We start from the raw sequence: 24,184 nt of genomic DNA on the forward strand, positions 1-24,184 counted from the left end.
GGGGGGGGGGGGGGGGGGGGGGGGGGCGCGGGGGGGGGGGGGGGGGCCCCCCCCCCCCCCGCGGGGCCCCCCCCCGCTCCCACAAGATCCCGATGGGCCAACAATCACAAGATGTTTAAGAGCCGTTCGGTTTCCCGAACGCCCTACCCCGCACTATTCGGCCCTCCGTACATTCCAGCCTGTAATCCTCCCGTCGAAAACCTCTGCTACCCCTGTAGGACGGGCTTTGATGATCGAAATCACGGCCTGGCACGACTCATGCTCTACACTCACAACCCGGATGCGCCGTTGTACAAACGCAGCGGTCGCTGAACGAACGGCCGGCCAACGGCCTCATAAGAAAAACAAGCACACTTCGAGGAAAATTCGATGCGTATCGTTCGTCATCTGTTGGGCGCTGCAATCGCAGCCGCCGTGATTTCTTCCCCGGTCATGGCCGAAGAGCTGACCGGCACCCTGAAGAAGATCAAGGACTCGGGCACCATCACCCTGGGCCACCGCGACTCCTCCATCCCGTTCTCCTACCTGGCCGGCAAGCCGGAGCCAGTGGGCTACTCCCACGACATCCAGGTAGCGGTGGTCGAACACCTGAAGAAAGAGCTGAACGCTCCGGACCTCAAGGCCCGCTATAACCTGGTCACCTCCCAGACCCGTATCCCGCTGGTGCAGAACGGCACCGTCGACCTGGAATGCGGCTCCACCACCAACAACGTCGAGCGCCAGCAGCAGGTGGCCTTCTCGGTCGGCATCTTCGAAGTCGGCACCCGCCTGCTGACCAAGGTCAAGGACGGTCAACCCGCCTACAAGGACTTCCCGGACCTGGCCGGCAAGAACGTGGTGACCACCGCCGGCACCACCTCCGAGCGCCTGCTCAAGGCGATGAACGCCGACAAGCAGATGAAGATGAACGTGATCTCCGCCAAGGACCACGGCGAAGCCTTCAACATGCTGGAAAGCGGCCGCGCCGTGGCCTTCATGATGGACGACGCCCTGCTCGCCGGCGAAATGGCCAAGGCCAAGAAACCGAGCGACTGGGTCATCACCGGTACGCCGCAGTCCTATGAGATCTACGGTTGCATGGTGCGCAAGGACGACCCGGCCTTCAAAAAAGCCGTGGATGACGCCATCGTCGCCCTCTACAAGTCCGGCGAGATCAACAAGATCTACGACAAGTGGTTCCAGCAGCCAGTGCCGCCAAAAGGCCTGAACCTGCAGTTCCCGATGAGCGACGAACTGAAGAAGCTGATCGAGAACCCCACCGACAAAGCCGCGGACGAAAAACAGTCCTGATCCACGCCTGATGCCGGACGTGGCTGATTCGAGCGTACGAATCAGCCGCACGGCCAACACTTAGTGTCTAACCTTTCCTCCGGGGGTGTCCGCGCCCCCGGAAGCTGGAAGGTGCCCGTGAAACAACTATCCGAGGGGAGACCCCGATGAATTACAACTGGGACTGGGGCGTATTCTTCAAGTCCACCGGCGTGGGCGACGAAACCTATCTGGACTGGTACATCACCGGCCTGGGCTGGACCATCGCCATCGCCATCGCCGCCTGGATCATTGCCTTGCTGCTGGGCTCGGTGCTCGGCGTGATGCGCACCGTGCCGAACCGCTTCGTATCGGGCATCGCCACCTGCTACGTGGAACTCTTCCGCAACGTACCGCTGCTGGTGCAGCTGTTCATCTGGTACTTCCTGGTGCCCGACCTGCTGCCCGAAGGCCTGCAGGAGTGGTTCAAGCAAGACCTCAACCCGACCACCTCGGCCCTGATCAGCGTGGTGATCTGCCTCGGCCTGTTCACCGCCGCGCGGGTCTGCGAACAGGTGCGCACCGGTATCCAGGCCCTGCCCCGCGGCCAGGAAGCCGCCGCCCGGGCCATGGGCTTCAGCCTGTCGCAGATCTACCGCAACGTGCTGCTGCCCCAGGCATTCCGGATCATCATTCCGCCGCTGACCTCGGAATTCCTCAACGTCTTCAAGAACTCGTCCGTGGCCTCGCTGATCGGCCTGATGGAACTGCTCGCGCAGACCAAGCAGACCGCCGAGTTCTCCGCCAACCTGTTCGAAGCCTTCACCCTGGCGACGCTGATCTACTTCACCCTGAACATGGGCCTGATGCTGCTCATGCGCATGGTCGAGAAGAAGGTCGCGGTCCCCGGCCTGATTTCCGTGGGAGGTAAATGATGGAACTGGACTTCAGCGAAATCATCCCGGCCCTGCCCGCCCTGTGGGACGGCATGCTGATGACCCTGAAACTCATGGTCATGGGCGTGGTCGGCGGCATCGCCCTGGGCACCATCCTCGCCCTCATGCGCCTGTCGTCGAGCAAGCTGCTGGCCAACCTGGCCGGAGCCTACGTCAACTACTTCCGCTCCATCCCGCTGCTGCTGGTGATCACCTGGTTCTACCTGGCGGTACCGTTCGTGCTGCGCTGGATCACCGGCGAGGACACGCCGATCGGTGCGTTCACCTCCTGCGTCGTGGCGTTCATGATGTTCGAGGCGGCCTACTTCTGCGAGATCGTCCGCGCCGGCGTGCAGTCGATCTCCAAGGGCCAGATGGGTGCGGCACAGGCCCTGGGCATGACCTACGGCCAGACCATGCGCCTGATCATCCTGCCCCAGGCCTTCCGCAAGATGACCCCGCTGCTTCTGCAGCAAAGCATCATCCTGTTCCAGGACACCTCGCTGGTATACACCGTCGGCCTGGTGGACTTCCTCAACTCGGCCCGCGCCAACGGCGATATCATCGGACGCTCCCATGAGTTCCTGTTGTTCGCCGGCGCCGTCTACTTCGTCATCAGCTTCTCCGCTTCCTTCCTGGTCAAGCGTCTGCAGAAAAGGATAACCGTATGATTTCCATCAAGAACGTCAACAAGTGGTACGGCGACTTCCAGGTGCTGACCAACTGCAACACCGAGGTCAAGAAAGGCGAAGTGGTGGTGGTCTGCGGGCCGTCCGGCTCCGGCAAGTCGACCCTGATCAAGTGCGTCAACGCCCTGGAACCCTTCCAGAAGGGCGACATCGTCGTCGATGGCACCTCGATCGCCGATCCGAAGACCAACCTGCCCAAGCTGCGCTCCCGCGTCGGCATGGTGTTCCAGCACTTCGAGCTGTTCCCGCACCTGAGCATCACCGAGAACCTGACCATCGCCCAGCGCAAGGTACTGGGCCGCAGCGAGGCGGAAGCGACCAAGAAGGGCCTGGCCCTGCTCGACCGCGTCGGCCTCGGCGCCCATGCCAAGAAACACCCCGGCCAGCTTTCCGGCGGCCAGCAGCAGCGCGTGGCCATCGCCCGGGCGCTGTCCATGGACCCGATCGTCATGCTCTTCGACGAGCCGACCTCGGCCCTGGACCCGGAAATGGTCAACGAGGTGCTCGACGTGATGGTCGAACTGGCCAACGAGGGCATGACCATGATGTGCGTAACCCATGAAATGGGCTTCGCCCGCAAGGTCGCCAACCGGGTGATCTTCATGGACAAGGGCAGCATCATCGAGGATTGCCAGAAAGAAGCGTTCTTCGGTGACCCGTCGGGCCGCCACGAGCGCACCCAGCACTTCCTCAGCAAGATCCTGCAGCACTAAGCGGGCAGCGCCCGTCGTCCGGTTTCACGGACGGCGGGCGCTGGTCGTTACAAGGCCTCTGTGATGAAATGCGACCCCACGCTCTTTCGCCCAGCCAAGCCTGCCCTTGCCGTGAAACCCCGTCTGATCCGCCACCTGCTGATTCCGCCGCTGATCCTGCTGCTGACGATCGGTCTGGGCGTCGCCGGTTACCTGGTCAGCGAACACAACGGCATCCGCACCTTGAGCGACAACGGCGAGCGCCAGCTCGAGCTGCACGCGCGCACGGTCGAAAGCGAGATCAGCAAGTACACCTACCTGCCCAGCCTGCTGGAGCTGGAAGACAGCGTGTCGAAGCTGCTCACCGAACCGGACGGCGAGCACCGCCAGACCGTCAACGAATACCTCGAGGGCCTGAACCGCCGCAGCCGCAGCCGGGCGATCTTCGTCCTCGACACCACCGGCCGGGTCCAGGCCACCAGCAACTGGCGCGACGTCGACAGTTTCCTCGGTGAAGACCTGTCGTTCCGCGCCTATTTCCAGGATGCCGTGCGCGGCCAGCCGGGGCGCTTCTACGGCATCGGCAGCACCACCGGCGAACCCGGCTATTACCTGGCCCACGGCCTGGAGGAACACGGCAAGATCATCGGCGTCGCAGTGATCAAGGTGCGCCTGGAAACCCTCGAGGAACGCTGGCAGCGCGCCCGCCTGGAAGCATTCGTCAGCGACGAGAACGGCATCATCATTCTCTCCAGCGATCCGGCCCGGCGCCTGAAGTCGGTGCGCCCGCTGCCTGCGGAAGTCAAGGAACGCCTGGCCCGCAGCCTGCAGTACTACTGGTTCTCGCTCGACGAGCTGCAACCGCTGGACCGCGAGAAACTCGGCGACGGCCTGGAGAAACTCACCTTCCCGGCCAATGCCCGGCTCGACGACGGCACCCATGAAGTCGCCTTCCTGGCCCAGACCCGGCGCCTGGCCGATACGCCCTGGCACTTCACCCTGCTTACGCCGCTGCAGGACCTGCGCCGCGAGTCGATCATCCAGGGCGTGCTGGTGGCCATCGCCTTCGCCCTGCTGACCATCCTCGCCATCGCCTGGAACGAGCGGCGCAAGGTGATCGCCACCCGCCTCGCCGCCCGCGAAGCCCTGGAAGAAGCCAACAACCAGCTGGAACGCAAGATCGCCGAGCGCACCGCCGACCTGCGGGCCAGCAACGACCGCCTCAAGGCGCAGATCCGCGAGCGGCGCCAGGCCGAACAAACCCTGCGCCATGCCCAGGACGAGCTGGTCCAGGCCGGCAAGCTGGCGGCCATCGGGCAGATGTCCACCAGCATCGCCCATGAACTGAACCAGCCGCTGGCGGCGCTGCGTACCCTGTCCGGCAACACCGTGCGTTTCCTCCAGCGCGGCTCGCTGGAGATCGCCAGCGCCAACCTGCTGACCATGAACGACCTGATCGACCGCATGGGCCGTATCACTGCCAGCCTGCGTTCCTTTGCCCGGCGCGGCGACGACCACGGCCAGGCTTCGCTGGCCAAGGCGGTGGAGGCCACCCTGCAGGTACTCGCCGCACGCATCGAGGCGTGCCACCTGAAGCTGCACAGCAACTACAGCGAACAGCAGTTGAAAATCGACCAGACCCGCCTGGAACAGATTCTCGTCAACCTGATCGGCAACGCCCTCGATGCCATGGCCGCGGTCCCGCTGCCGGAGCTGTGGCTGGAAGGCGACGTGCAGGATGGCAAATATCGCCTGCGGGTGCGCGACAACGGCCATGGCATCGACGACGAAACCCGCAAGCATCTGTTCGAACCCTTTTTCACCACCAAACCCGGCGAGCACGGCCTCGGCCTCGGCCTGACCCTGTCCGCCAGCCTGGCCGCCGCCGCCGGTGGCAGCCTGGGCGTCGAACATCCCGCCGGCGGCGGCACCGCATTCATCCTCAGCCTGCCGCTGCTCCAAGCCCCCACAGAATCCGCGGAACCCGCCGAGTCCCTATGAACACATCGCCCCTTACCGTCCTGATCGTCGAAGACGACCCGCATGTGCTGCTCGGCTGCCAGCAGGCGCTGGCCCTGGAAGATATCGTCAGCGAAGGCGTGGGCAGCGCAGAACAGGCCCTGGAGCGGATCGGCGACGACTTCGCCGGGATCGTCGTCAGCGATATCCGCCTGCCCGGCATCGATGGCCTGGAACTGCTGACCCGCCTCAAGGCCCGTGACAGCAGCCTGCCGGTGGTGCTGATCACCGGTCATGGCGACATCGACATGGCCGTCGGCGCCATGCGCAACGGTGCCTACGATTTCATGGAAAAGCCCTTCTCGCCGGAGCGCCTGGTGGACGTGGTGCGCCGTGCCCTCGAACAACGCGTCCTGGCCCGGGAAGTCTTCGCCCTGCGCCGCCAGCTGGCCGAGCGCAGCACCCTCGAAGGCCGCATCATCGGCCGCTCGCCGGCGATGCAGAGCCTGCGCGAGCTGATCGCCAATGTCGCCGACACCTCGGCCAACGTGCTGATCGAAGGCGAGACCGGTACCGGCAAGGAGCTGGTGGCGCGCTGCCTGCACGATTTCAGCCGGCGCCAGGGCCAGCCCTTCGTTGCCCTGAACTGCGGCGGGTTGCCGGAGAACCTGTTCGAAAGCGAAATCTTCGGTCATGAAGCCAATGCCTTTACCGGCGCCGGCAAGCGCCGTATCGGCAAGATCGAGCACGCCAACGGCGGCACGCTGTTCCTCGATGAAATCGAGAGCATGCCGATCAATCTGCAGATCAAATTGCTGCGGGTCCTGCAGGAGCGCACCCTGGAACGCCTCGGCTCGAACCACAGCATCCCGGTGGACTGCCGGGTGATCGCGGCCACCAAGTCCGACCTGGAGTCCCTTGGCCAAAGCGGCCAGTTCCGCAGCGACCTGTATTACCGGCTCAACGTGGTCACGCTGGAACTGCCACCGCTGCGCGAGCGCAGGGAAGACATCCTGCAACTGTTCGAGCACTTCCTCCAGCAATCCTCCCTGCGCTTCGACCGCGAAGCCCCGCAACTGGACAGCCAGACCCTGTCGCGCCTGATGAGCCACGACTGGCCGGGCAACGTGCGCGAACTGCGCAATGTCGCCGAGCGCTTCGCCCTCGGCCTGCCGGCCTTCAAGAAGGCCGGCGCCGCCACGTCGCAGGGTGTCGGCTTTGCCGAGGCGGTGGAAGCCTTCGAACGCAACCTGCTTAGCGACGCGCTGCAACGTACCGGGGGCAATCTCAGCCAGGCCAGCCAGGAGCTGGGCATGGCCAAGACCACCCTGTTCGACAAGGTGAAGAAGTACGGCCTGGGCTGAACGGACAGGGGCCGCTGCCACTAACGCTGGGCGATATGACGGATATCGTCAGCACGGTGTGATTGCAGGTACGGCAGCACCGCCGCCAGCAGCGCCGCCTTGAACGGCTCCTGGAAACGGTGGGCCAGGCCGGGGATCAGGGCCAGCTGGCTGCCCTGGATATGCGCCGCCAGGTGCACGCCATGCATCACCGGCAGCAGCGGGTCGGCGGTGCCGTGCACGACCAGCGTCGGCACCCGCAGGCGATTGAGCAGCTCGACCCGGCTCGGCTCGGCGAGGATCGCCATGATCTGGCGTTTCACCCCGTCCGGATTGAAGGCACGGTCATAGGACTGCGCCGCCTGTTGCAACAGCACCCGACGATCATCCTGAACATGCGGGCTGCCCAGCGCCGCCAGCAGATCGGCCTGCTGCTCGATGGCCACCTCGCGGTTCGGAGCGCTGCGCCGGGCCAACTGGCTTATCAGCGCCGGGCTTGGTGCCGGCAGGCCCTGGGCGCCGGAACTGGACATGATCAGGGTCAGGCTCTCGACCTTGTCCGAGGCCATGGCCGCCACGTGCTGGGCGATCATTCCGCCCATGCTCACGCCCAGGACATGGAAGCGCTCCTGGCCCAGGTAGGCCATCAGTTCCAGGCTGTCCTCGGCCATGTCTTCCAGGGTATAGGGCGCGCTCACCGACAGACCGAGACGGTAGCGCAACAGTTCATAGGCCAGGCTGGCATCAGCCGGTGGCTGGTTCCAGCGCGACAGGCCGACATCGCGGTTGTCGTAGCGAATCACCCGGAAACCCTGCTTGCACAGCGCCTCCACCACCTCGTCGGGCCAATGGATCAACTGTCCGCCCAGCCCCATGATCAGCAACAAGGCCGGATCACTGGCACGACCGACGCTTTGGTAAGCCAGGCTGACCTGCTTCAGTTGTGCCTGCTGGACAGGGGCATGCACATCGCAGCGCGGCGCCGCCCACGAAAAACAGGCGCATGACAGCGCCAGCAGAAATAAACAAATCCGCATGGAAGAAACACCGAAAACGAAATCCCCAGTAGAGCGCGAGTGTGATGATGTTCGTGCCGGCGCGCTGCCACAGTTCGGTGACAATTTCGTGAACCCTGCCGAGTGGCCTTGTGTTGTTCTTCCCGGCCCACTCTCAAGGACAAGCCCCCATGCTCGACACCCCGGACCAACCCCTGATGGACGTGGTCGATTTCGACCTCACCCGCCACCTCGCCCCCCGCCATTTCGACGAAAACCTGTTCCTCGCTGCCACTCGCGCCTTGCAGCAAAGCCGCCAGCACCTGTTCGAGTTGCTGCGCGACGCCCCGACCATCGATATCGGGCAATCCCGCGACGAACGCGACCGCCAGTGGCAGGCCTGGTGGAACGGCCGCGCGCGCCATACCGCCGTCGCCCGTCACACCGACGCCGCCGGCCATTTTCGCCGGCATTACCAGGCCGCCTGCGCCCTTGCCTTCGCCGAGGGCCGGGTAAGCAGCGAACAACTGCCAGACCTGCACCATACCCGCCAGGCCAGCATCCCCCACGGCCGCGTGGCTTCGGGCAGCTAGCGCTCCCTGCCCGGCGCACTGGTCATCGCCGGACACCTGCTCTACCTCCCGGGCCATAGCCCGGCGTTGCAGGCGTTCGACAACCGCACGGCGCTGGAACAGTACCTGCTGGGCCGCCAGGACCTGCTCGACGGCTGCGTCGGCATCGACCACGAAAGCGTCGCCGCGCCGCTGGACAGCGCTTTCAAGCGCCTGCTCGGTGCCGTGCGCATCCGGCGCCTCGACGCCGACACGGCAGAGGCCGCCCTTGCCTTCGATCATTGGCGCAGCAGCACGCCCTTGCTGGCCGAGGCCACGGCGATCCCCCTGCTCGACGACGAGGCCCCGCGCAGCGCCGACGGCTTCGGCAGCCTCTATCACGACCTGCCCTTCAGCGCCCGGGTGGCCAAGGTCGAGCAGCAGCTCGCCGCTTTCGAAAGCCTGGCCGATGCCAACGCCGGGCAATTGCCCGCCAGCCTGCTCGATGCCCTCGACACCCTGGCCGGCGCCGAAACCGCCAGCTTCGCCGCCGCCTCGGCCCTGCTCGCGCCGCAGGTGCCCGATCGCACCAGCGGCCACTACCAGGCCCTGAAACAGGCGCGTATCACCGGCCTGCGCGCCGAAGCGGATATCCAGCAGGCAATGAACCTGCTGGATGCCGGCCAGCGCGCCCTGCTCGACGCTGTACTGCTGGCGCCCCAGGCCGCACAGCGCCTGGACCCGGTGATCGTCGCCACGCTGTACCTGCAAGGCCACGACCAGCCCGGCGTGCATGAGCTGGAAGGTGTTTTGCTGATCGGTCATAGCGATGACCAAGGGCAGTTGTCGGCGGCCCAACCACTATTGCTCTGCTGGCCGGGTGCAGGCGGCGGCCTGCAGGGCTTCGCCTCGCGCCAGGCGCTGGAGCGGGAGTTCTTCAAGACCGCCCCCGGCGAACGCAGCCTTGGCCTCCTGCCGCTGACCGAAGATGCCTTCGATTACAGCCTCGCCCGGCAACTGTCGAAGTACGAAGCGGCACTGCGCGAGCTGCAGGCCGTCAGCACGGATGAAACCCTGGAACCCGCCCTGCACGCCCTGCGCGAGGACACCCTGGACAAACTGCGGGTGCCCGCCCATGCCGCCCGCGACATGGCACGCCAGCATCTGCTGGAACAGCACCGCACGCTGGTCCTGGCGCGCCAGGCCCCGGGCTGGCTCGATCGTCTGGGGGCCAGCGAGCGCCAGCAGCTCAAGCAGCTCATCGAGGACTATCTAGCCGCCGTGCAACGCTCGCGCAATTACCTGGCCAGTGCCCTGCCCCTGCGCGGCGAGTTCGCCCGGCAGCAGGTTGCAGCGCGCCTGCGCGAGGCCTTCGCCCTGAGCCGTGACGTACAGGTGCAGGTCGATCTGCCGGACACCGTCACCTACAGCCGCGACCCGGTGCCCGGCTCCGGCGCGCCGGGTACGCCGTCGAAACTGATTACCGTCCCGAGCAGCGAGCGCAGCCGGCTGTACCTGGAAGACCTGGCCCTGCAGAACATCGACCTGCCCATGCAGCAGCGCCTGCTGTTCATGCGCGTGCTGGTCAGTGGCGGTGCCAGCGCCGAGCATCCCCGGGTTCTGGCCGGCATCACCCAGGACTGGCTGGAAACCCTGGTCAGCGACCTCGATGTGGCCGGGCGCTATGAACAGAAGATCCTCGCGGCCTTCATGGGCAGCACCAGCGAGTCGCCGTTCGCCGCCGAGTATCGCCAGCAATGCCTGCTCGACCCGCTGCGCCTGATGTTGCGCATCCAGGGCGAGGCGGCCCTGCGCCAGCAACGCATCGACCAGCAGGGCAAGGCGTTGCTCGACGCCGCCATCGACATGGGCAGCCCACAGGTGAGCCTGCTGCCGGTGCTCCTGGCCAGCGGTGGTGAGGATACCGAAGGCCATGCGGCCGGCCTGTCCGGCATCACCCTGATCCGCGGCGCCGACACTACCCTGCTGTATCTTCCGGACAGCCCGGACGGCCAGTTCCTGCGCCAGTTCGACAGCCTGGAGAGCGCACGCCGGGCAGTGTTCCGCCTGTGTTTCGATGCTCCCATGGCCCGGTACCTGGCCGGCCGTGCGCTGGCCGGCGATGTCGCTGCCCATCTCGCCCGGATCGAGGCGGCCTGCATTCGCCAGTTCGACGGCATCATCGCCATCGGCCTGGCATGGCCGGCGACCACCTCCCTGGCCGCCCACCTGTGCGATGCGCACAAGGGCCGGCTGATCGTCGCCCACCGTTCCTCGTCACGCTCGCGCCATGACCTGTTCATGGAGCGCCATGCCCTGGAAAGCGGCATGGTCTTCAACTACATCAAGATGGCCCTTGGCGCGGTGCCCTTCGTCGGCACGCTGGTGGCCGCCTTCGATGGCTGGCTGGCGGCCAACGAGGCGGCCGCGGCCTTCCAGCGTGGCGACAATGGCGAGGCCCTGCAGCAACTGGAGTGGGTATTGATGTGCCTGCTCGACGGAATGATGGATCTGCTGCCGGGTATCAGCGTCGACCCGGCCGCCCTGCGCCAGGTCACCCGCCAGCGCCGCCTGAACGGGCTCGACCGTTTATCCTCCGGGCGCATCGCCGGGCGCACGGCGGTGCAGCGCTTCAGTGGCTACGAATATGCCGGCGAACTGTCCCTGGCCGAGGTCGCCCCGGCCAGCGAGGGCATCTACCGCAACATCTACCGGCACGAGCAGGGCGACTTCATCCTCAACCACGGTCGCCTGTACCAGGTGACGTTCGACGAAAGCCGGCACACCTGGCGCCTGCTCGGCAAGGACAAGGGTTACCGCCAGCCGATCGCCCTGGACGACAACGGCCAGTGGGACACCCATGGCGCGCTCTACGGCGTCAATGTGGTCAGTCCGGTGAACGGCGGCGGCAACGTGCTCGGCCATATCGCCGACGGCCTCGATCCGCTGTGGCCGACGGTAATCCGCGATCGCCTGCCGCGCTGGTGGGTGGATGCCGGGCTGCGCCGCCTACGTGCCCTGCAAAGCAGCACCGACTACCAGTTGCGCGAGCTGCACCGCCTGAACCTGCAAACGGCGGATGCCCAACGCCGTTTCAACCGCCTGACCGACGACGGCCAGCGCTATCGCGAGGCGGAGAAACTGGCCAACCACTTCGCCTACGAACGGCAGATCGCCGAAAAGGTCTATCCGGAGCTGGAGGAGCTGGCACAGCTCAGCGCCGGCAACAACCGCACCCGCGCCCGCGACCTGATGAGCCGGGTCGCCTGGCTGCAGGTCAACCGCTTGTCCAACGAACTCAACGGGGTCAAGCGCAGCGCCACGGAGATCCTCGACCAGGTCGACAGGCTGGTCGAACAGACCCGCAACACCCCGGCCACCCAGGTCGCCCGGCATATCGAGATCATGAAGCGGCGCAAGGTCCTGCGGGTGCAGTTGATCGGCAAGCTCCAGGCGGTGGCCAACTACACCCATGCCATCGAACTGTGGAGCAAGCGCATCACCAATGCCACGCAGAAAGCCAAGGTGGCCGAGGATATCGCCTACGCCCGCAACAACTTCAACCAGGCCACCTGCGACATCCTCAAGGTGCGCAACTACCTGGAAGTGATCAACCGCTACGAAACCGCCACCGACGAGTCCTGGTTCTACCTGCAGATCCCCGTGGCGCAGGCGCGGACCGAGGTGGATCGCAGCCTCAACAACCTTTTCCACCTGCCGGCGGTACGCAGCAGCGGCGAGCAGCGCAAGCGCATGCTGGAAGCCTGTATCGATACCTTCGAGCGCTACAGCTACAACCTGCGGGCCTGGACCACCAGCTACGCGCATTGCTTCGACCATGATTTCGTCGAACCGCTGCTGGAGCACCTGCAATCGATCAGTGACCTGGCCGAGCGCTGGAAACAGAAGATTCCCGAGCCTGCCGCAAAACCGCAACCCGGTCCCGGGCGCGGCCCGTCGGTGGCCCGCAAGCTGTTCGAGACCGAGGACCATCAGTTCTTCATCGGCATCGAGGAAGACACCGGCGGCCCGCAACGACGCATGACCATCAATCGGGTCAACAACAGTACCGAGGTCTATGTACCGGGCGAGGCCGGACGCTGGCGCCGGCTCGACGAACCGGGCAGCTCGCGGCCCGGCACGCCGCTGGACCTGGAGCGCCTGCTGCGCGAAGCCCGCGAGCGCCTGGACAAGCTGCCGGCCTACCAGGAGAAGGTGGAAAGCTATGCCCGCGGCGACATGCTGCCGCGCAACCTGGAACACCTGCTGACCAGCGAAGCCAACGAATTGCGCATACGCGCCGAGCGCATTGCCGAGCAGGCCCCGCAAGCCGAATTGCTCGACGTGCTGCGGCGCAAGGCCGACGAGCTGGTCAGCACCGGGCGCGCACTGCGCATCCGCCAATCGCTGGCGAGCAAGACGCCCAACGAAGGCATCCTCGATTACCTGGTGGAACAAAAAGCCGTGGATATCCGCAAGATCGGCACCCTGACCAAGCTGCCCAAGCGCATCGATGGGCTGCCGGATTTCCTTCTGGAGTACGAGATCCGCGACCTGACCCAGGGCCAGCCCTACAGCCTGTGGTATGCGCATTTCCATTACCAGAGCCAGACACCGGGCTTCGAGCGCTTCACCAAGGCCCACCTGAAGACCGCCGAGCAGCGCCGTCTCGGCCTGCAATGGCAACTGGCCCAGGGCGAGGGCGCCGAGCGCATCTGGCGCGGTGATATCGGTCGGCCGATGGCGAAAAAGCACTTCGCCGAGCTGTTCCGTCAGCCGGCCTCGCAATAACCGTTCGAGCAGCGCCGGTCGACAGCCGGCGCTGCATGAGAGAAACTCACCGGCATTCTGTTTTCCTTAAAGATTTCTCATGGAGACTGCCGGGTGCTGGAAATCCGCCATCTGAAAACCCTGCACGCCCTGCGCGAAGCCGACAGCCTGGTCGAAGCCGCCGAGCGCCTGCACCTGACCCAATCGGCGCTGTCGCACCAGTTCAAGGAGCTGGAAGAACGCCTGGGCATGCAGTTGTTCGTGCGCAAGACCAAACCGATCCGCTTCACCAGCGCCGGCCTGCGCCTGTTGCAACTGGCCGACGCCACCCTGCCCTTGCTGCGCGGCGCCGAACGGGATATCGCCCGCCTGGCCGGCGGCACGGCGGGGCGCCTGCACATGGCTATCGAATGCCACAGTTGTTTCCAGTGGCTGATGCCGACCATCGACCAGTTCCGCGATGCCTGGCACGAAGTCGAACTCGACCTGGCCTCGGGCTTCGCCTTCGCCCCGCTACCGGCCCTGGCCCGCGGCGACCTCGACCTGGTAGTGACTTCCGACCCGCTGGACCTGGCCGGCATCACCTACGTGCCGCTGTTCACCTACGAGGCCATGCTCGCCGTGGCCAACCAGCATCCCCTGGCCAGCAAGCCCTACGTGGTACCGGAAGACCTGGCCAAGGAAACCCTGATCACCTACCCGGTGGAGCGTGATCGCCTGGATATCTTCACCCGCTTCCTCGAACCTGCGGACGTCGAGCCGGCGCAGGTGCGCACCGCGGAACTGTCGGTGATGATGATGCAACTGGTGGCCAGCGGCCGGGGTGTCTGCGGCATGCCACACTGGGCGCTGCACGAATACAGCTCGCGAGGCTATGTGAAGGCCAAGCGCCTGGGTGAGAAAGGACTGTTCGCCACGCTCTATGCGGCGGTGCGCACCGATATGCTCGATGCGCCGTATATGCGCGATTTCCTGCTGACCGCCAAGGACACCTCGTTCTCCACCCTCGACGGCGTCAGTGCCGTGCGCTGAGGGTCAGGCCAGCTTGCGCTGCTCCTGCACCAGGCGCAGCGCCAGGGCGGCGAGGACGAAGCCCATCACATAACGCTGCAGCATCAGCCACAGCGGATAGCGCATGAACCAGGCGGAAATGCCGGCGGCGAACAGGGCGATCAGCAGGTTGACGGTAAAGCTCACGCTGATCTGGGTGATGCCGAGGATCAGGCTCTGCGCCAGCACCGAGCCGTGTTCCGGGGTGATGAACTGCGGCAGGATCGACAGGTAGAACATCGCCACCTTGGGATTCAGCAGGCTGGTCAGGAAGCCCATCAACACCAGCTTGCGCGGCGAGTCCGGTGCCAGTTCGCGGGGTTCGAAGGGCGAACGGGCGCCGGGTTTCACGGCCTGCCAGGCCATCCACAACAGATAGGCTGCGCCGCCCCAGCGCAGCAGGTCGTAGCCCAGGGGCACGGCCATGAACAGCGCGGTCAGGCCGATGGCTGCGGCGGTCATATGGATGAGGAAGCCGGCGACCACACCGAGCAAGGACGTCACCCCGGCCATGCGGCCCTGGCAGATGGAGCGGGAGATCAGGTAGATCATGTTCGGCCCCGGGGTCAGGACCATCAGCAGGGCGGCGCCGGTGAACAGCAGCCAGTCGTTAAGGGGGATCATCGGGGGCACTCCTTTGCAGTGGGTTTCTTTGTTGTTCTTCAGGGCCTCATCGCTGGCTTGCCAGCGATGTTGGTTCAGTCACCACGATACAACGGCAGGATCAAATCCCGGGTCAACGGCGCCAGCTCCAGTTCCCCGGCACTCATACCATCCACCCACACCGCCTCTTCGATTTCCGCAGCCGGCACTACCTCGGCACTGGTTTCCACCCGAAACAGCTCGCACACCACCTCGAACCCCGGCTCGTTCGCCGCCGGCGCGCTGAAGTTGCCCAGGTAACGGGCCTGCGCCTCATCGATGCGCAACCCCAGTTCCTCGAACAATTCCCGCGCCAGCGCTGTCACCGGCGCTTCGTCCGCCTCGATCTTGCCCCCCGGCTGCATGAACGCCAGGGTGCCGCGCTTGCGCACCAGCAGGGTCTGCCCGCGCGGATCGATCAACAGGGCGGCGGCGATTCGGATGGTCTTGCTCATGGAAACAGCTCACAACGATAGAAAGACGCGCAAGGATCCCATGCCCCTGCCACAGCTGACCAGTGGCACCTTGCAAGCACCGGACAAAGGCCGCATAAACAGCGAATGAATCTTCCCGCCCTCGATCATCCGGTACTGGACGCCTTTCACCCGGCCGTGCGCAGCTGGTTCCACCGCAGCTTCGCCACGGTCACCGCCGCCCAGGCCCGCGCCTGGCCGCTGATCCAGGCTGGCCGGTCGCTGCTGGTGGCGGCGCCCACCGGTTCCGGCAAGACCCTCACCGCCTTCCTCGCCGTGCTCGACGAGCTGTTCGAACAGGGCCTGGACAACCACGGCCAGTTGCCGGACGAAACCCTGGTGGTCTACGTTTCGCCGCTCAAGGCGCTGTCCAACGATATCCAGATCAACCTGCAGAACCCGCTGGCAGGGATCAGCGCCGAACTGGAACGCGACGGCCTGCCGCTGCCGCACATCCGTACCGCCGTGCGCACCGGCGACACGCCGCAGAAAGAACGCACGGCGATGCGCCGGCAGGCCCCGCATATCCTGGTGACCACCCCCGAGTCCTTGTATGTGCTGCTGGGTTCCGAATCCGGGCGCAAAGGCTTGCAGACCGTGCACACGGTCATCGTCGATGAAATCCACGCCATCGCCGGCAACAAGCGCGGCAGCCACCTGAGCCTGACCTTGGAACGCCTGGAAGCCCTGTGCCAACGGCCGTTGCGGCGCATCGGCCTGTCGGCCACGCAACGTCCGCTGGAGCGTGTCGCGCAGTTCCTGGTCGGCACCGGGCGCCCCTGCGCCATCGTCGATATCGGCCATGCCCGCAAGCGCGACCTGGCCATCGAAGTGCCGCCGCAACCGCTGGACGCAGTGATGGCCAACGATGTCTGGGACAGTGTCTACGACCGCCTCGCCGTACTCGCCCGCGAGCATCGCACCACGCTGGTTTTCGTCAATACCCGGCGCCTGGCCGAGCGCTTGGCCCGCCATCTGAGCGACCGCCTCGGTCGCGAAGCCGTGGCCGCGCACCATGGCAGCCTGGCCAAGGAAGCCCGCCTGGAGGCCGAGCAACGCCTCAAGCGCGGCGAGTTGCAGGTGCTGGTGGCGACCGCCTCGCTGGAGCTGGGCATCGATATCGGCGAGGTCGAACTGGTCTGCCAGATGTCCTCGCCGGGCTCCATCGCCGCCTTCCTGCAAAGGGTCGGGCGCTCCGGGCACCACGTGGAAGGCACGCCCAAGGGCCGTCTGTTTGCCACCAGCCGCGACGACCTGATCGAGTGCGTGGCCCTGCTCGACTGCGTGCGCCGTGGCGAGCTGGACGAGGTGGTGATCCCCCGCGCGCCACTGGACGTGCTGGCCCAGCAGATCATTGCCGAGGTCAGTTGCCAGCCCTGGCCGGAACAGGCGCTGCTCGACTGTTTCCGTCGCGCCCAGCCCTACGCCGCGTTGGATGAAAAACACTACGTGGCCTTGCTGCGCATGCTCGCCGAGGGCTACAGCGGTCGCCAGGGCGTGCGCGGCGCCTATCTCCATCGCGATGCGGTCAGCGGCGAATTGCGTGGCCGCCGCGGCAGCCAGCTGACCGCCCTGACCAGCGGCGGCACCATCCCCGACAACGCCGACTATGCCGTGCTCCTGGAACCCCAGGCGCTGAACATCGGCAGCGTCAACGAGGACTTCGCCGTGGAAAGCATCGCCGGCGATATCTTCCAGCTCGGCAACGCCTCGTACCGCATCCTGCGGGTCGAGCCGGGCAAGGTGCGGGTCGAGGACGCCCGGGGCCTGCCACCGAACATCCCGTTCTGGCTTGGCGAAGCGCCGGGGCGCAGCGACGACCTGTCGCGTGCCGTGGCCCGCCTCCAGGCGGAAATCGACCAGCGCCTGCAGGACAGCGGCGGCCATGAACAACCGCTGCTCGACTGGCTCGCCGCCACGCTCGGCCTCGGCCCCGACAGCGCCGGGCAATTGCTGGATTACCTGGGCCGCACCCGCCAGGTGCTCGGCGCCCTGCCGTCCCAGGACACCCTGGTGATGGAACGCTTCTTCGACGAATCCGGCGGAACCCAGCTGATCATCCACTCGCCGTTCGGCAGCCGCATCAACCGCGCCTGGGGCCTGGCCCTGCGCAAGCGCTTCTGCCGCACCTTCAACTTCGAATTGCAGGCCGCGGCCAGCGAGGACGCGATCATCCTGTCGCTTTCGGCCGGCCATAGCTTTCCCCTCGAAGAGGTCTGGCATTACCTGCCCAGTGCCACGGCCGAGCACATCCTGATCCAGGCGCTGCTCGATGCGCCGCTGTTCGGCGTGCGCTGGCGCTGGAACGCCGGGGTTGCCCTGGCCCTGCCGCGCTTTGCCGGCGGCAAGCGCATCGCCCCGCAGATCCAGCGCATGCGCAGCGAAGACCTGACCGCGGCGGTGTTCCCGGACCAACTCGCCTGTCTGGAAAATATCGCCGGCGAACGCGAGGTGCCCGATCACCCGCTGGTGGAACAGACCCTCGACGACTGCCTGCACGACGCCATGGACGCCGAAGGCTGGCTGGCCCTGCTGCGGCGTATCGAAAGCGGCGCTATCCGCCTGGTGTGCCGCGACCTGCCGGCGCCCTCGCCGCTGGCCGCGGCGATTCTCAATGCCCGGCCCTATGCCTTCCTCGACGATGCACCGCTGGAAGAACGGCGCACCCAGGCCGTGCTCAACCGGCGCTGGAGCGAGCCGCAAAGCGGCGATGAACTGGGCGCGCTGGACCGCGATGCGATTGCCGCCGTGGCGACGGAGGCCTGGCCGACGCCGAACGGCAACGACGAGATGCATGAAGCGTTGATGACCCTGGGGGCAATCAGCGCCGAAGAGGTGGCGGCCAACCCGGGCTGGGCAGAGTGGCTGGACGCGCTCGCCAGGGCGGGGCGTGCCTGCCGGGTTGCCGGGCTGTGGCTGGCGCGGGAGCGACTGAACCTGTTGCTGGCTGTCTATCCCGGGTCTGGCGTCGAACCCGCGGTGCCCCTGCTGCCGGGCTTCGATGAGGTCATCGACCCGGACAGCGCCGCCCTCGAACTGATCCGCGCCCGCCTCGGCGCCTTCGGCCCGCTGACAGCGCCGCAGATCGCCGCGCCGCTGTACCTGCCGCTGTCCACGGTGAACCAGGCCCTGGCCCGGCTGGAAGGCGAAGGCTATGTGCTGCGCGGCCGGTTCCATCCCGACCAACCCGATGAACAATGGTGCGAACGCCATCTGCTGGCGCGCATCCATCGCTACACCATCAAGCGCCTGCGCCGCGAGATCGAGCCGGTCAGCCTGCAGGACTTCATGCGTTTTCTCTTCGACTGGCAGCACCTGTCCACGAGCGCACGCCTGCAAGGCAACGCGGCGCTGGGCGAAGTGCTGGAACAGTTCGAAGGCTACGCGGCGGCAGCCGGGTCCTGGGAAAGCGACCTGCTGCCGGCACGGTTGAGCGACTACAACCCGCGCTGGCTGGACGAAGCCTGCCGCGCCGGCAAGTTCGCCTGGGCCCGACTCGGGCCTTCGGTCAAGGTGGCAGCCAGCACCTTGCGCAGCACGCCGCTGGTATTGCTGCCGCGCAGTCGCCTGGGGCTTTGGCAGGGGCTCGGGCCAGCGTTCGACCTCGACGCCCTGTCGCCTCGCGCGCAGAAGGTGCATGCCGCGCTGAGCCAGCATGGCGCGCTGTTCTTCGACGAACTGCGCGACGAGGCCCGCCTGCTCCCCACCGAACTGGAAAACGCCTTGCAGGAGCTAGTGGCCGCCGGGCTGGTCAGTGCCGACAGCTTTGCCGGATTGCGCGCGCTGATCACGCCGGCCAGCAAGCGCCAGGCCCACGGCAGCCGGCGCGGACGCGGGCCGCTGTTCGGCGGCATGGATGATGCCGGACGCTGGGCCCTGTTGCGTCGGGGCAGCGCCGAGCGCGAGGACACCCATGAACATATCGCCCGCGTCCTGCTGCGCCGCTACGGCGTGGTGTTCTGGCGCCTGCTGGGGCGCGAGGCCGACTGGCTGCCGAGCTGGCGCGAACTGCTGCGCACGTTCCACCGCCTCGAAGCCCGTGGCGAGATCCGCGGCGGGCGCTTCGTCAGCGGGCTGGCCGGGGAGCAGTTCGCCTTGCCGGAGGCCATTGCCGTGCTGCGCGGGGTTCGGCGGCGGCCGCTGGATGGCAGCCTGGTGGTGGTCAGCGGCAGCGACCCGCTGAACCTCAGCGGCAGCCTGCTGCCCGGCAGCAAGGTCCCGGCGCTGGCGGGCAACCGCTTGCTGTATCGGGATGGCGTGCCGCTGGCGGCGCTGGTGGCGGGGGCGGTGCAACTGTGGCCGGAGGTGGATGGGCAAGATGAAAACCTGCTGCGGGAGCGTCTGATCCGGGGCATGTGACTGGATACAATTCCACATCCGCTATATGGTTTACGGCTTGCCTGACGTGCCTCACAAGGAAACCGTATGAGCCTGTCACTCCTGAGCCGCTACGCCTTCTTCGTCGCCTGCGTCATCTTCACCCTCGCCTGCCTGCCTTTCCTCCGGCACGACTGGCTCTGGCCGTTCGCCCTGGCCACCGGGGTGCTGAGCCTGATCGGTGTGTTCGACCTGCTGCAGAAGCGCCACGCGGTGCGGCGCAATTACCCGATCCTCGGCAATATCCGCTATCTGGTCGAGGGCATTCGCCCGGAGATCCGCCAGTACCTGCTGGAGGCCGACAGCGATGCCCTGCCGTTTTCCCGGGCGCAACGCTCGCTGGTGTATGCCCGGGCCAAGAACGAGCAGTCGGACAAACCGTTCGGCACGCTGATCGATGTGTACCAGTCCGGCTTCGAGTTCATCGGCCACTCCATGCGCCCGGCGCCGCTGGCCGACCCCACCGCGTTCCGCGTGATCGTCGGCGGGCCGCAGTGCACCCAGCCGTATTCGGCCTCGGTGTTCAACATCTCGGCGATGAGCTTCGGCTCGTTGAGCGCCAATGCCATTCGCGCCCTCAACCTCGGTGCCAAACTGGGAAACTTCGCCCATGACACCGGCGAGGGCAGTATCAGCCCCTATCACCGCGAACATGGCGGCGACCTGACCTGGGAACTGGGTAGCGGCTACTTCGGTTGCCGCACCGCCGACGGCCGTTTCGACCCCGAGCGCTTCGCCGCCCAGGCCCGGGACCCGCAGGTGCGCATGATCGAAATCAAGATGAGCCAGGGCGCCAAGCCCGGCCACGGCGGCATCCTGCCCAAGCACAAGGTGACCAGGGAGATCGCCGAGACCCGCGGCATCATGATGGGCGAGGACTGCATTTCGCCGTCACGGCACAGCGCGTTTTCCACGCCGATCGAGATGATGCAGTTCATCGCGCAATTACGTGAGCTGTCCGGCGGCAAGCCGGTGGGCTTCAAGTTCTGCCTGGGCCATCCCTGGGAATTCATGGGCATCGCCAAGGCCATGCTGGAAACCGGCATCCTCCCGGACTTCATCGTGGTCGACGGCAAGGAAGGGGGTACCGGCGCGGCGCCGGTGGAGTTCACCGACCATATCGGCGTACCGCTGCGCGAGGGCCTGCTGTTCGTGCACAACACCCTGGTCGGGCTCAACCTGCGCGACAAGATCAAGCTCGGCGCCAGCGGCAAGATCGTCAGCGCCTTCGATATCGCCAGCGTCCTGGCCATCGGCGCCGACTGGGCCAACTCGGCGCGGGGCTTCATGTTCGCCATCGGCTGCATCCAGTCGCAAAGCTGCCACACCAACAAATGCCCGACCGGGGTCGCCACCCAGGACGGCCTGCGCCAGCGCGCCCTGGTGGTGCCGGACAAGGCCGAACGGGTGTTCAACTTCCACCGCAACACCCTCAAGGCCCTGGCGGAAATGCTTGCCGCCGCTGGCCTGGATCATCCGTCGCAACTGGAGGCCAAGCACCTGGTGCGACGCATGTCGGCTACCGAGATCAAGCTGTTCTCCCAATTGCATGTGTTCCTCAAGCCGGGAGAACTGCTGGGCGGCGAGGTCAGCGGCGAGTTCTACCAGCGCATGTGGCGCATGGCGCGGGCAGACAGCTTCGAGCCGCACAGCGAAGCGGCGGCCTGAGAGACATTCAGTAACATCCCTCCGTTGCAATCGCCGTTGAAACTGCCCACCCTCCGCGCCGTCGATCGGTTATGACCGACGGCGCGGAACCGGGGATCACTGCGCTCGATCCTCTAGTGAAATACCCTTCGCACGAGCCTTCAGCATGACCAATGCCCGCGATCATCGAATCGACTTCTTCCGGGGCCTGGCGCTGGTCTTCATTTTCTGGGACCACATTCCCGGCAACCCGCTGGCCAACCTGACCGTACGCAATTTCGGCTTCAGCGACGCCGCGGAGATCTTCGTCTTCCTCGCCGGCTACGCGGCGGTGCTGGCCTACGGCAAGGTGGCGCTGCGCGACGGCTGGGTAGTGGCCTGCGTGCGTATCCTGCGCCGGGCGTGGGTGCTTTACGTGGTGCATATCTTCCTGCTGGTGTTGTTGATGGGCATCGTCTTCGTCGCCAACAACCATGTGGAAACCCGCGACATGATCCAGGAAATGGGCCTCTACTACTTCCTCGGCAATCCGCAGCAGGCACTGGTGGACGAACTGCTGCTGCGCTTCAAGCCCAACCTGATGGACCCGCTGCCGCTGTACATCCTGCTGCTGCTCGGGCTGCCACTGGTGCTGCCGTTGCTGATGAGGAAGGCGGAATACATGGTCGGGGTGTCGGTCGCGCTGTACCTGATGGCGCCGATGTTCCAGTGGAACCTGGCGGCGCAGGAAGGCGGGGTATGGTTCTTCAACCCGCTGGCCTGGCAGTTGCTGTTCATTCTTGGCGGCGCGGTGGCGATCAATGGACAGCGCGAGCAGGCGCCGGAGCGGCGGCCATTGCTTCGGCAGCCGTTGTTCGTGGTCTCGGCGATCTACCTGGTGCTGTGTGCCGCAATTGCCCTGTCGTGGCGCTGGCCCGAGGTGCATGACGCGGTGATGCCGAAGTGGCTGGCGGAGTGGTTGTATCCGATCAGCAAGACCAACCTGTCGCCGACGCGCTTGCTGCATTTCCTGGCGCTGGCCTATTGCACGGCGAAGCTGCTGCCCGCCGGGCCGTGGGTGGACACCTGGCTGGCGCGGCAGAGTTGCCGGATGGGCAGGTATTCGCTGGAGGTGTTCTGCCTTGGCGTGCTGCTGGCACCGCTTGCGGACATGGGCAATGCGCTGGCCGGGGATCATTGGGCGATGCAGGTGGTAACCGCATTGCTGGGGCTCGGGTTGATGATGGGGCTGGCGTTGTGGCTGGACTGGAACAAAAGGCTGACCCGGGTGGTGCCGGTACAGGTGGTTTGATCTGAGGGCCTCATCGCCGGCAACGCCGGTTCCCACAAGGTCCGCCACACTGCCGGACCTTGTGGGAGCCGGCGTTGCCGGCGATGAGGCCCTGAAGAGCACCTTCAGATCTTCAGCCAGTAGTAGACTCCCGCCAACCCCAGCAGAAACCCAGGCCCGATATAAAGGGCCACCCGCAAATCCCCGAAATACCCCATCACCCCCAGCACCAGCCCGAGAAACGCCAGGGCCAGGTACGAACTCCACGGCCACAGCCACATCGGATAGCCCAGCCGCCCACGCTCTTCAGGGCTCAACCCGGCCCGAAACCTGAGTTGCGCCAGCAGGATCACCGCCCAGGTCCAGATCGCACCGAAGGTGACGATGGCCGTGGCCCAGAGAAACACCTGCTCGGGTACCAGGTAATTGCCCAGCACGCCCAGCAGCAACACGGCGAGCGACAGCAGCAGCGCGTTGCGCGGCACCCCGCTCGCCGTGGTACGCCCGAACAGCGCCGGCGCCTGGCCCTTTTCCGCCAGGGCGCAAAGCATCCGCCCGGTACTGAAGATCGCTGCGTTGCAGGCCGACAAGGCCGCCGTGATCACCACGAAATTGATCAGCCCCGCCGCCGTGCGAATGCCCAGGCGCTCGAAGGTGAGCACGAAGGGGCTGCCGCCGCTGCCGATCCCGTGCCACGGATAGATCGACAGGATCACGAACAACGCACCGACATAGAACAGCATCACCCGCCAGAACATCGAACCGATGGCACGGGGAATGGTGGTTTCCGGGCACCTGGTTTCGCCTGCGGTGAGGCCGATCAGCTCGGTGCCGAAGTAGGCGAACATCACCAGTTGCAGCGACATCAGCACGCCTTCCAGGCCCTTGGGCATGAAACCGTCGTGACGCCAAAGATTGGCGATGCCGGTTGCCACGCCGTCGTTGCCCAGGCCGAAGGCGATGATGCCGACCCCGCCCAGGATCAGGCCCAGGATGGTGATCACCTTGACCAGGGCGAACCAGAACTCGAATTCGCCGAAGGCCCTCACCGCCAGCAGGTTGATCGCGCCCATGCTGGCCAGCGCCGCGAGCGCCCACAGCCAGCGCGGTGTGTCGGGAAACCAGACGCCCATGTAGATGGCCACCGCACTGATTTCCGCGACGCAGATCACCATCAGGGCGAACCAGTAGTTCCAGCCGGTAAGAAAGCCCGCCAGCGGACCAAGGTAGTCGTGGGCATAGCGGCTGAACGAGCCGGCTACCGGGTTGTGCACGGCCAGTTCGCCGAGCGCACGCATGATCACCAGAATCACCAGGCCGCCGGCGAGGTAGGCCAGGAGAATCGCCGGCCCGGCCATCTCGATGGCCCTGGCCGAGCCGAGGAACAGGCCGACGCCGATACAGGCGCCCAGGGCGATCAGGCGCATATGGCGTTCGCCAAGCTCGCGTTTCAGGGTGGGCATGGGTTCGATCCCCGTTCGAGATGAGAGACAGGCCATCACCCTAGTCCGACACGTCGTCGCCCAACTGCCAAAGCGGCATA

The 24,184-nt window shown here is 65.9% G+C and carries 16 protein-coding genes; 12 read left to right on the plus strand and 4 right to left on the minus strand.

Annotated features, from left to right (window positions below; translation table 11 throughout):
• Nucleotides 1-369 precede the first annotated feature (369 nt).
• From ACKLLE_RS26035 to aauR, 6 genes are all read left to right on the plus strand, one after another.
• Entirely contained in the window at nt 370-1,290 is a 921-nt protein-coding gene (locus ACKLLE_RS26035; RefSeq protein WP_009399777.1) for a glutamate/aspartate ABC transporter substrate-binding protein, read from the plus strand.
• A gap of 146 nt (nt 1,291-1,436) precedes the next feature.
• Nucleotides 1,437-2,183, plus strand: a complete 747-nt coding sequence (locus ACKLLE_RS26040) for an amino acid ABC transporter permease (protein WP_009399778.1) — start codon at nt 1,437-1,439, stop codon at nt 2,181-2,183.
• On the plus strand, nt 2,183-2,854 hold the full coding sequence (locus ACKLLE_RS26045) for an ABC transporter permease subunit (protein ID WP_009399779.1): 672 nt from the start codon (nt 2,183-2,185) through the stop codon (nt 2,852-2,854). Before ACKLLE_RS26040 ends, ACKLLE_RS26045 begins: the two co-directional genes overlap by 1 nt.
• Nucleotides 2,851-3,585 (plus strand): amino acid ABC transporter ATP-binding protein, encoded by a 735-nt coding sequence (locus ACKLLE_RS26050; RefSeq protein ID WP_009399781.1) that lies wholly within the window; start codon nt 2,851-2,853, stop codon nt 3,583-3,585. The genes ACKLLE_RS26045 and ACKLLE_RS26050 overlap by 4 nt, the downstream gene beginning before the upstream one ends.
• Before the next feature lie 63 nt (nt 3,586-3,648).
• Complete coding sequence (gene aauS, locus ACKLLE_RS26055) at nt 3,649-5,565, plus strand: two-component sensor histidine kinase AauS (protein ID WP_064303648.1); 1,917 nt, start codon at nt 3,649-3,651, stop codon at nt 5,563-5,565.
• The gene (gene aauR, locus ACKLLE_RS26060) at nt 5,562-6,887 is read left to right on the plus strand and encodes a two-component response regulator AauR (protein ID WP_420059459.1); all 1,326 of its coding nucleotides are present in this window, start codon (nt 5,562-5,564) and stop codon (nt 6,885-6,887) included. Before aauS ends, aauR begins: the two co-directional genes overlap by 4 nt.
• A 20-nt stretch (nt 6,888-6,907) precedes the next feature.
• Here the strand turns inward: aauR and ACKLLE_RS26065 are convergent, their stop codons facing one another.
• Nucleotides 6,908-7,903, minus strand: a complete 996-nt coding sequence (locus ACKLLE_RS26065; RefSeq protein WP_420059460.1) for an alpha/beta fold hydrolase — start codon at nt 7,901-7,903, stop codon at nt 6,908-6,910.
• 149 nt (nt 7,904-8,052) lie between these two features.
• Here ACKLLE_RS26065 and ACKLLE_RS26070 point away from each other — a divergent pair, with 149 nt between their 5' ends.
• From ACKLLE_RS26070 to metR, 3 genes are all read left to right on the plus strand, one after another.
• On the plus strand, nt 8,053-8,454 hold the full coding sequence (locus ACKLLE_RS26070) for a hypothetical protein (RefSeq protein ID WP_420059461.1): 402 nt from the start codon (nt 8,053-8,055) through the stop codon (nt 8,452-8,454).
• A 66-nt stretch (nt 8,455-8,520) separates the two neighbouring features.
• Nucleotides 8,521-13,203, plus strand: coding sequence for a hypothetical protein (locus ACKLLE_RS26075; RefSeq protein ID WP_420059462.1), 4,683 nt, complete (start codon nt 8,521-8,523; stop codon nt 13,201-13,203).
• Nucleotides 13,204-13,296: 93 nt separating this feature from the next.
• The gene (gene metR / locus ACKLLE_RS26080; RefSeq protein ID WP_009399801.1) at nt 13,297-14,214 is read left to right on the plus strand and encodes a transcriptional regulator MetR; all 918 of its coding nucleotides are present in this window, start codon (nt 13,297-13,299) and stop codon (nt 14,212-14,214) included.
• Between the two features lie 3 nt (nt 14,215-14,217).
• On the opposite strand, the gene ACKLLE_RS26085 is transcribed toward metR, so the two are convergent.
• The gene (locus ACKLLE_RS26085; protein WP_279899610.1) at nt 14,218-14,856 is read right to left on the minus strand and encodes a LysE family translocator; all 639 of its coding nucleotides are present in this window, start codon (nt 14,854-14,856) and stop codon (nt 14,218-14,220) included.
• 74 nt (nt 14,857-14,930) lie between these two features.
• A complete protein-coding gene (locus ACKLLE_RS26090; RefSeq protein WP_064303645.1) occupies nt 14,931-15,329 on the minus strand; it encodes an NUDIX hydrolase in 399 nt (132 codons plus the stop codon).
• Between the two features lie 105 nt (nt 15,330-15,434).
• Between ACKLLE_RS26090 and ACKLLE_RS26095 the strand changes: the two genes are divergently transcribed.
• The 3 genes from ACKLLE_RS26095 to ACKLLE_RS26105 all read left to right on the plus strand — a co-directional run bounded on the left by ACKLLE_RS26095 (nt 15,435) and on the right by ACKLLE_RS26105 (nt 22,662).
• Nucleotides 15,435-19,706 (plus strand): DEAD/DEAH box helicase, encoded by a 4,272-nt coding sequence (locus tag ACKLLE_RS26095; protein WP_420059463.1) that lies wholly within the window; start codon nt 15,435-15,437, stop codon nt 19,704-19,706.
• 66 nt (nt 19,707-19,772) lie between these two features.
• Nucleotides 19,773-21,392 carry an FMN-binding glutamate synthase family protein gene (locus tag ACKLLE_RS26100; protein ID WP_009399809.1) on the plus strand — a complete coding sequence of 540 codons (1,620 nt, stop codon included), beginning with the start codon at nt 19,773-19,775 and terminating at the stop codon, nt 21,390-21,392.
• A 145-nt stretch (nt 21,393-21,537) separates the two neighbouring features.
• Nucleotides 21,538-22,662, plus strand: a complete 1,125-nt coding sequence (locus ACKLLE_RS26105) for an OpgC domain-containing protein (RefSeq protein WP_420059464.1) — start codon at nt 21,538-21,540, stop codon at nt 22,660-22,662.
• 104 nt (nt 22,663-22,766) lie between these two features.
• On the opposite strand, the gene ACKLLE_RS26110 is transcribed toward ACKLLE_RS26105, so the two are convergent.
• Nucleotides 22,767-24,104 carry an amino acid permease gene (locus ACKLLE_RS26110; RefSeq protein WP_420059465.1) on the minus strand — a complete coding sequence of 446 codons (1,338 nt, stop codon included), beginning with the start codon at nt 24,102-24,104 and terminating at the stop codon, nt 22,767-22,769.
• Between the last annotated feature and the right edge of the window lie 80 nt (nt 24,105-24,184).

This window comes from Pseudomonas bharatica (assembly GCF_048586865.1).
Lineage (GTDB): Bacteria > Pseudomonadota > Gammaproteobacteria > Pseudomonadales > Pseudomonadaceae > Aquipseudomonas > Aquipseudomonas bharatica.

What these genes read in the sequence shown, in the direction of transcription:
- ACKLLE_RS26090 (WP_064303645.1), bottom strand. Translation starts at nt 15,329, where the DNA reads ATGAGCAAGACCATCCGAATCGCCGCCGCCCTGTTGATCGATCCGCGC.
- aauS (WP_064303648.1), top strand. Translation starts at nt 3,649, where the DNA reads ATGAAATGCGACCCCACGCTCTTTCGCCCAGCCAAGCCTGCCCTTGCC.
- aauR (WP_420059459.1), top strand. Translation starts at nt 5,562, where the DNA reads ATGAACACATCGCCCCTTACCGTCCTGATCGTCGAAGACGACCCGCAT.
- ACKLLE_RS26100 (WP_009399809.1), top strand. Translation starts at nt 19,773, where the DNA reads ATGAGCCTGTCACTCCTGAGCCGCTACGCCTTCTTCGTCGCCTGCGTC.
- ACKLLE_RS26070 (WP_420059461.1), top strand. Translation starts at nt 8,053, where the DNA reads ATGCTCGACACCCCGGACCAACCCCTGATGGACGTGGTCGATTTCGAC.
- ACKLLE_RS26105 (WP_420059464.1), top strand. Translation starts at nt 21,538, where the DNA reads ATGACCAATGCCCGCGATCATCGAATCGACTTCTTCCGGGGCCTGGCG.
- ACKLLE_RS26110 (WP_420059465.1), bottom strand. Translation starts at nt 24,104, where the DNA reads ATGCCCACCCTGAAACGCGAGCTTGGCGAACGCCATATGCGCCTGATC.
- ACKLLE_RS26085 (WP_279899610.1), bottom strand. Translation starts at nt 14,856, where the DNA reads ATGATCCCCCTTAACGACTGGCTGCTGTTCACCGGCGCCGCCCTGCTG.
- ACKLLE_RS26065 (WP_420059460.1), bottom strand. Translation starts at nt 7,903, where the DNA reads ATGCGGATTTGTTTATTTCTGCTGGCGCTGTCATGCGCCTGTTTTTCG.
- ACKLLE_RS26035 (WP_009399777.1), top strand. Translation starts at nt 370, where the DNA reads ATGCGTATCGTTCGTCATCTGTTGGGCGCTGCAATCGCAGCCGCCGTG.
- ACKLLE_RS26045 (WP_009399779.1), top strand. Translation starts at nt 2,183, where the DNA reads ATGGAACTGGACTTCAGCGAAATCATCCCGGCCCTGCCCGCCCTGTGG.
- ACKLLE_RS26040 (WP_009399778.1), top strand. Translation starts at nt 1,437, where the DNA reads ATGAATTACAACTGGGACTGGGGCGTATTCTTCAAGTCCACCGGCGTG.
- ACKLLE_RS26050 (WP_009399781.1), top strand. Translation starts at nt 2,851, where the DNA reads ATGATTTCCATCAAGAACGTCAACAAGTGGTACGGCGACTTCCAGGTG.
- ACKLLE_RS26095 (WP_420059463.1), top strand. Translation starts at nt 15,435, where the DNA reads ATGAATCTTCCCGCCCTCGATCATCCGGTACTGGACGCCTTTCACCCG.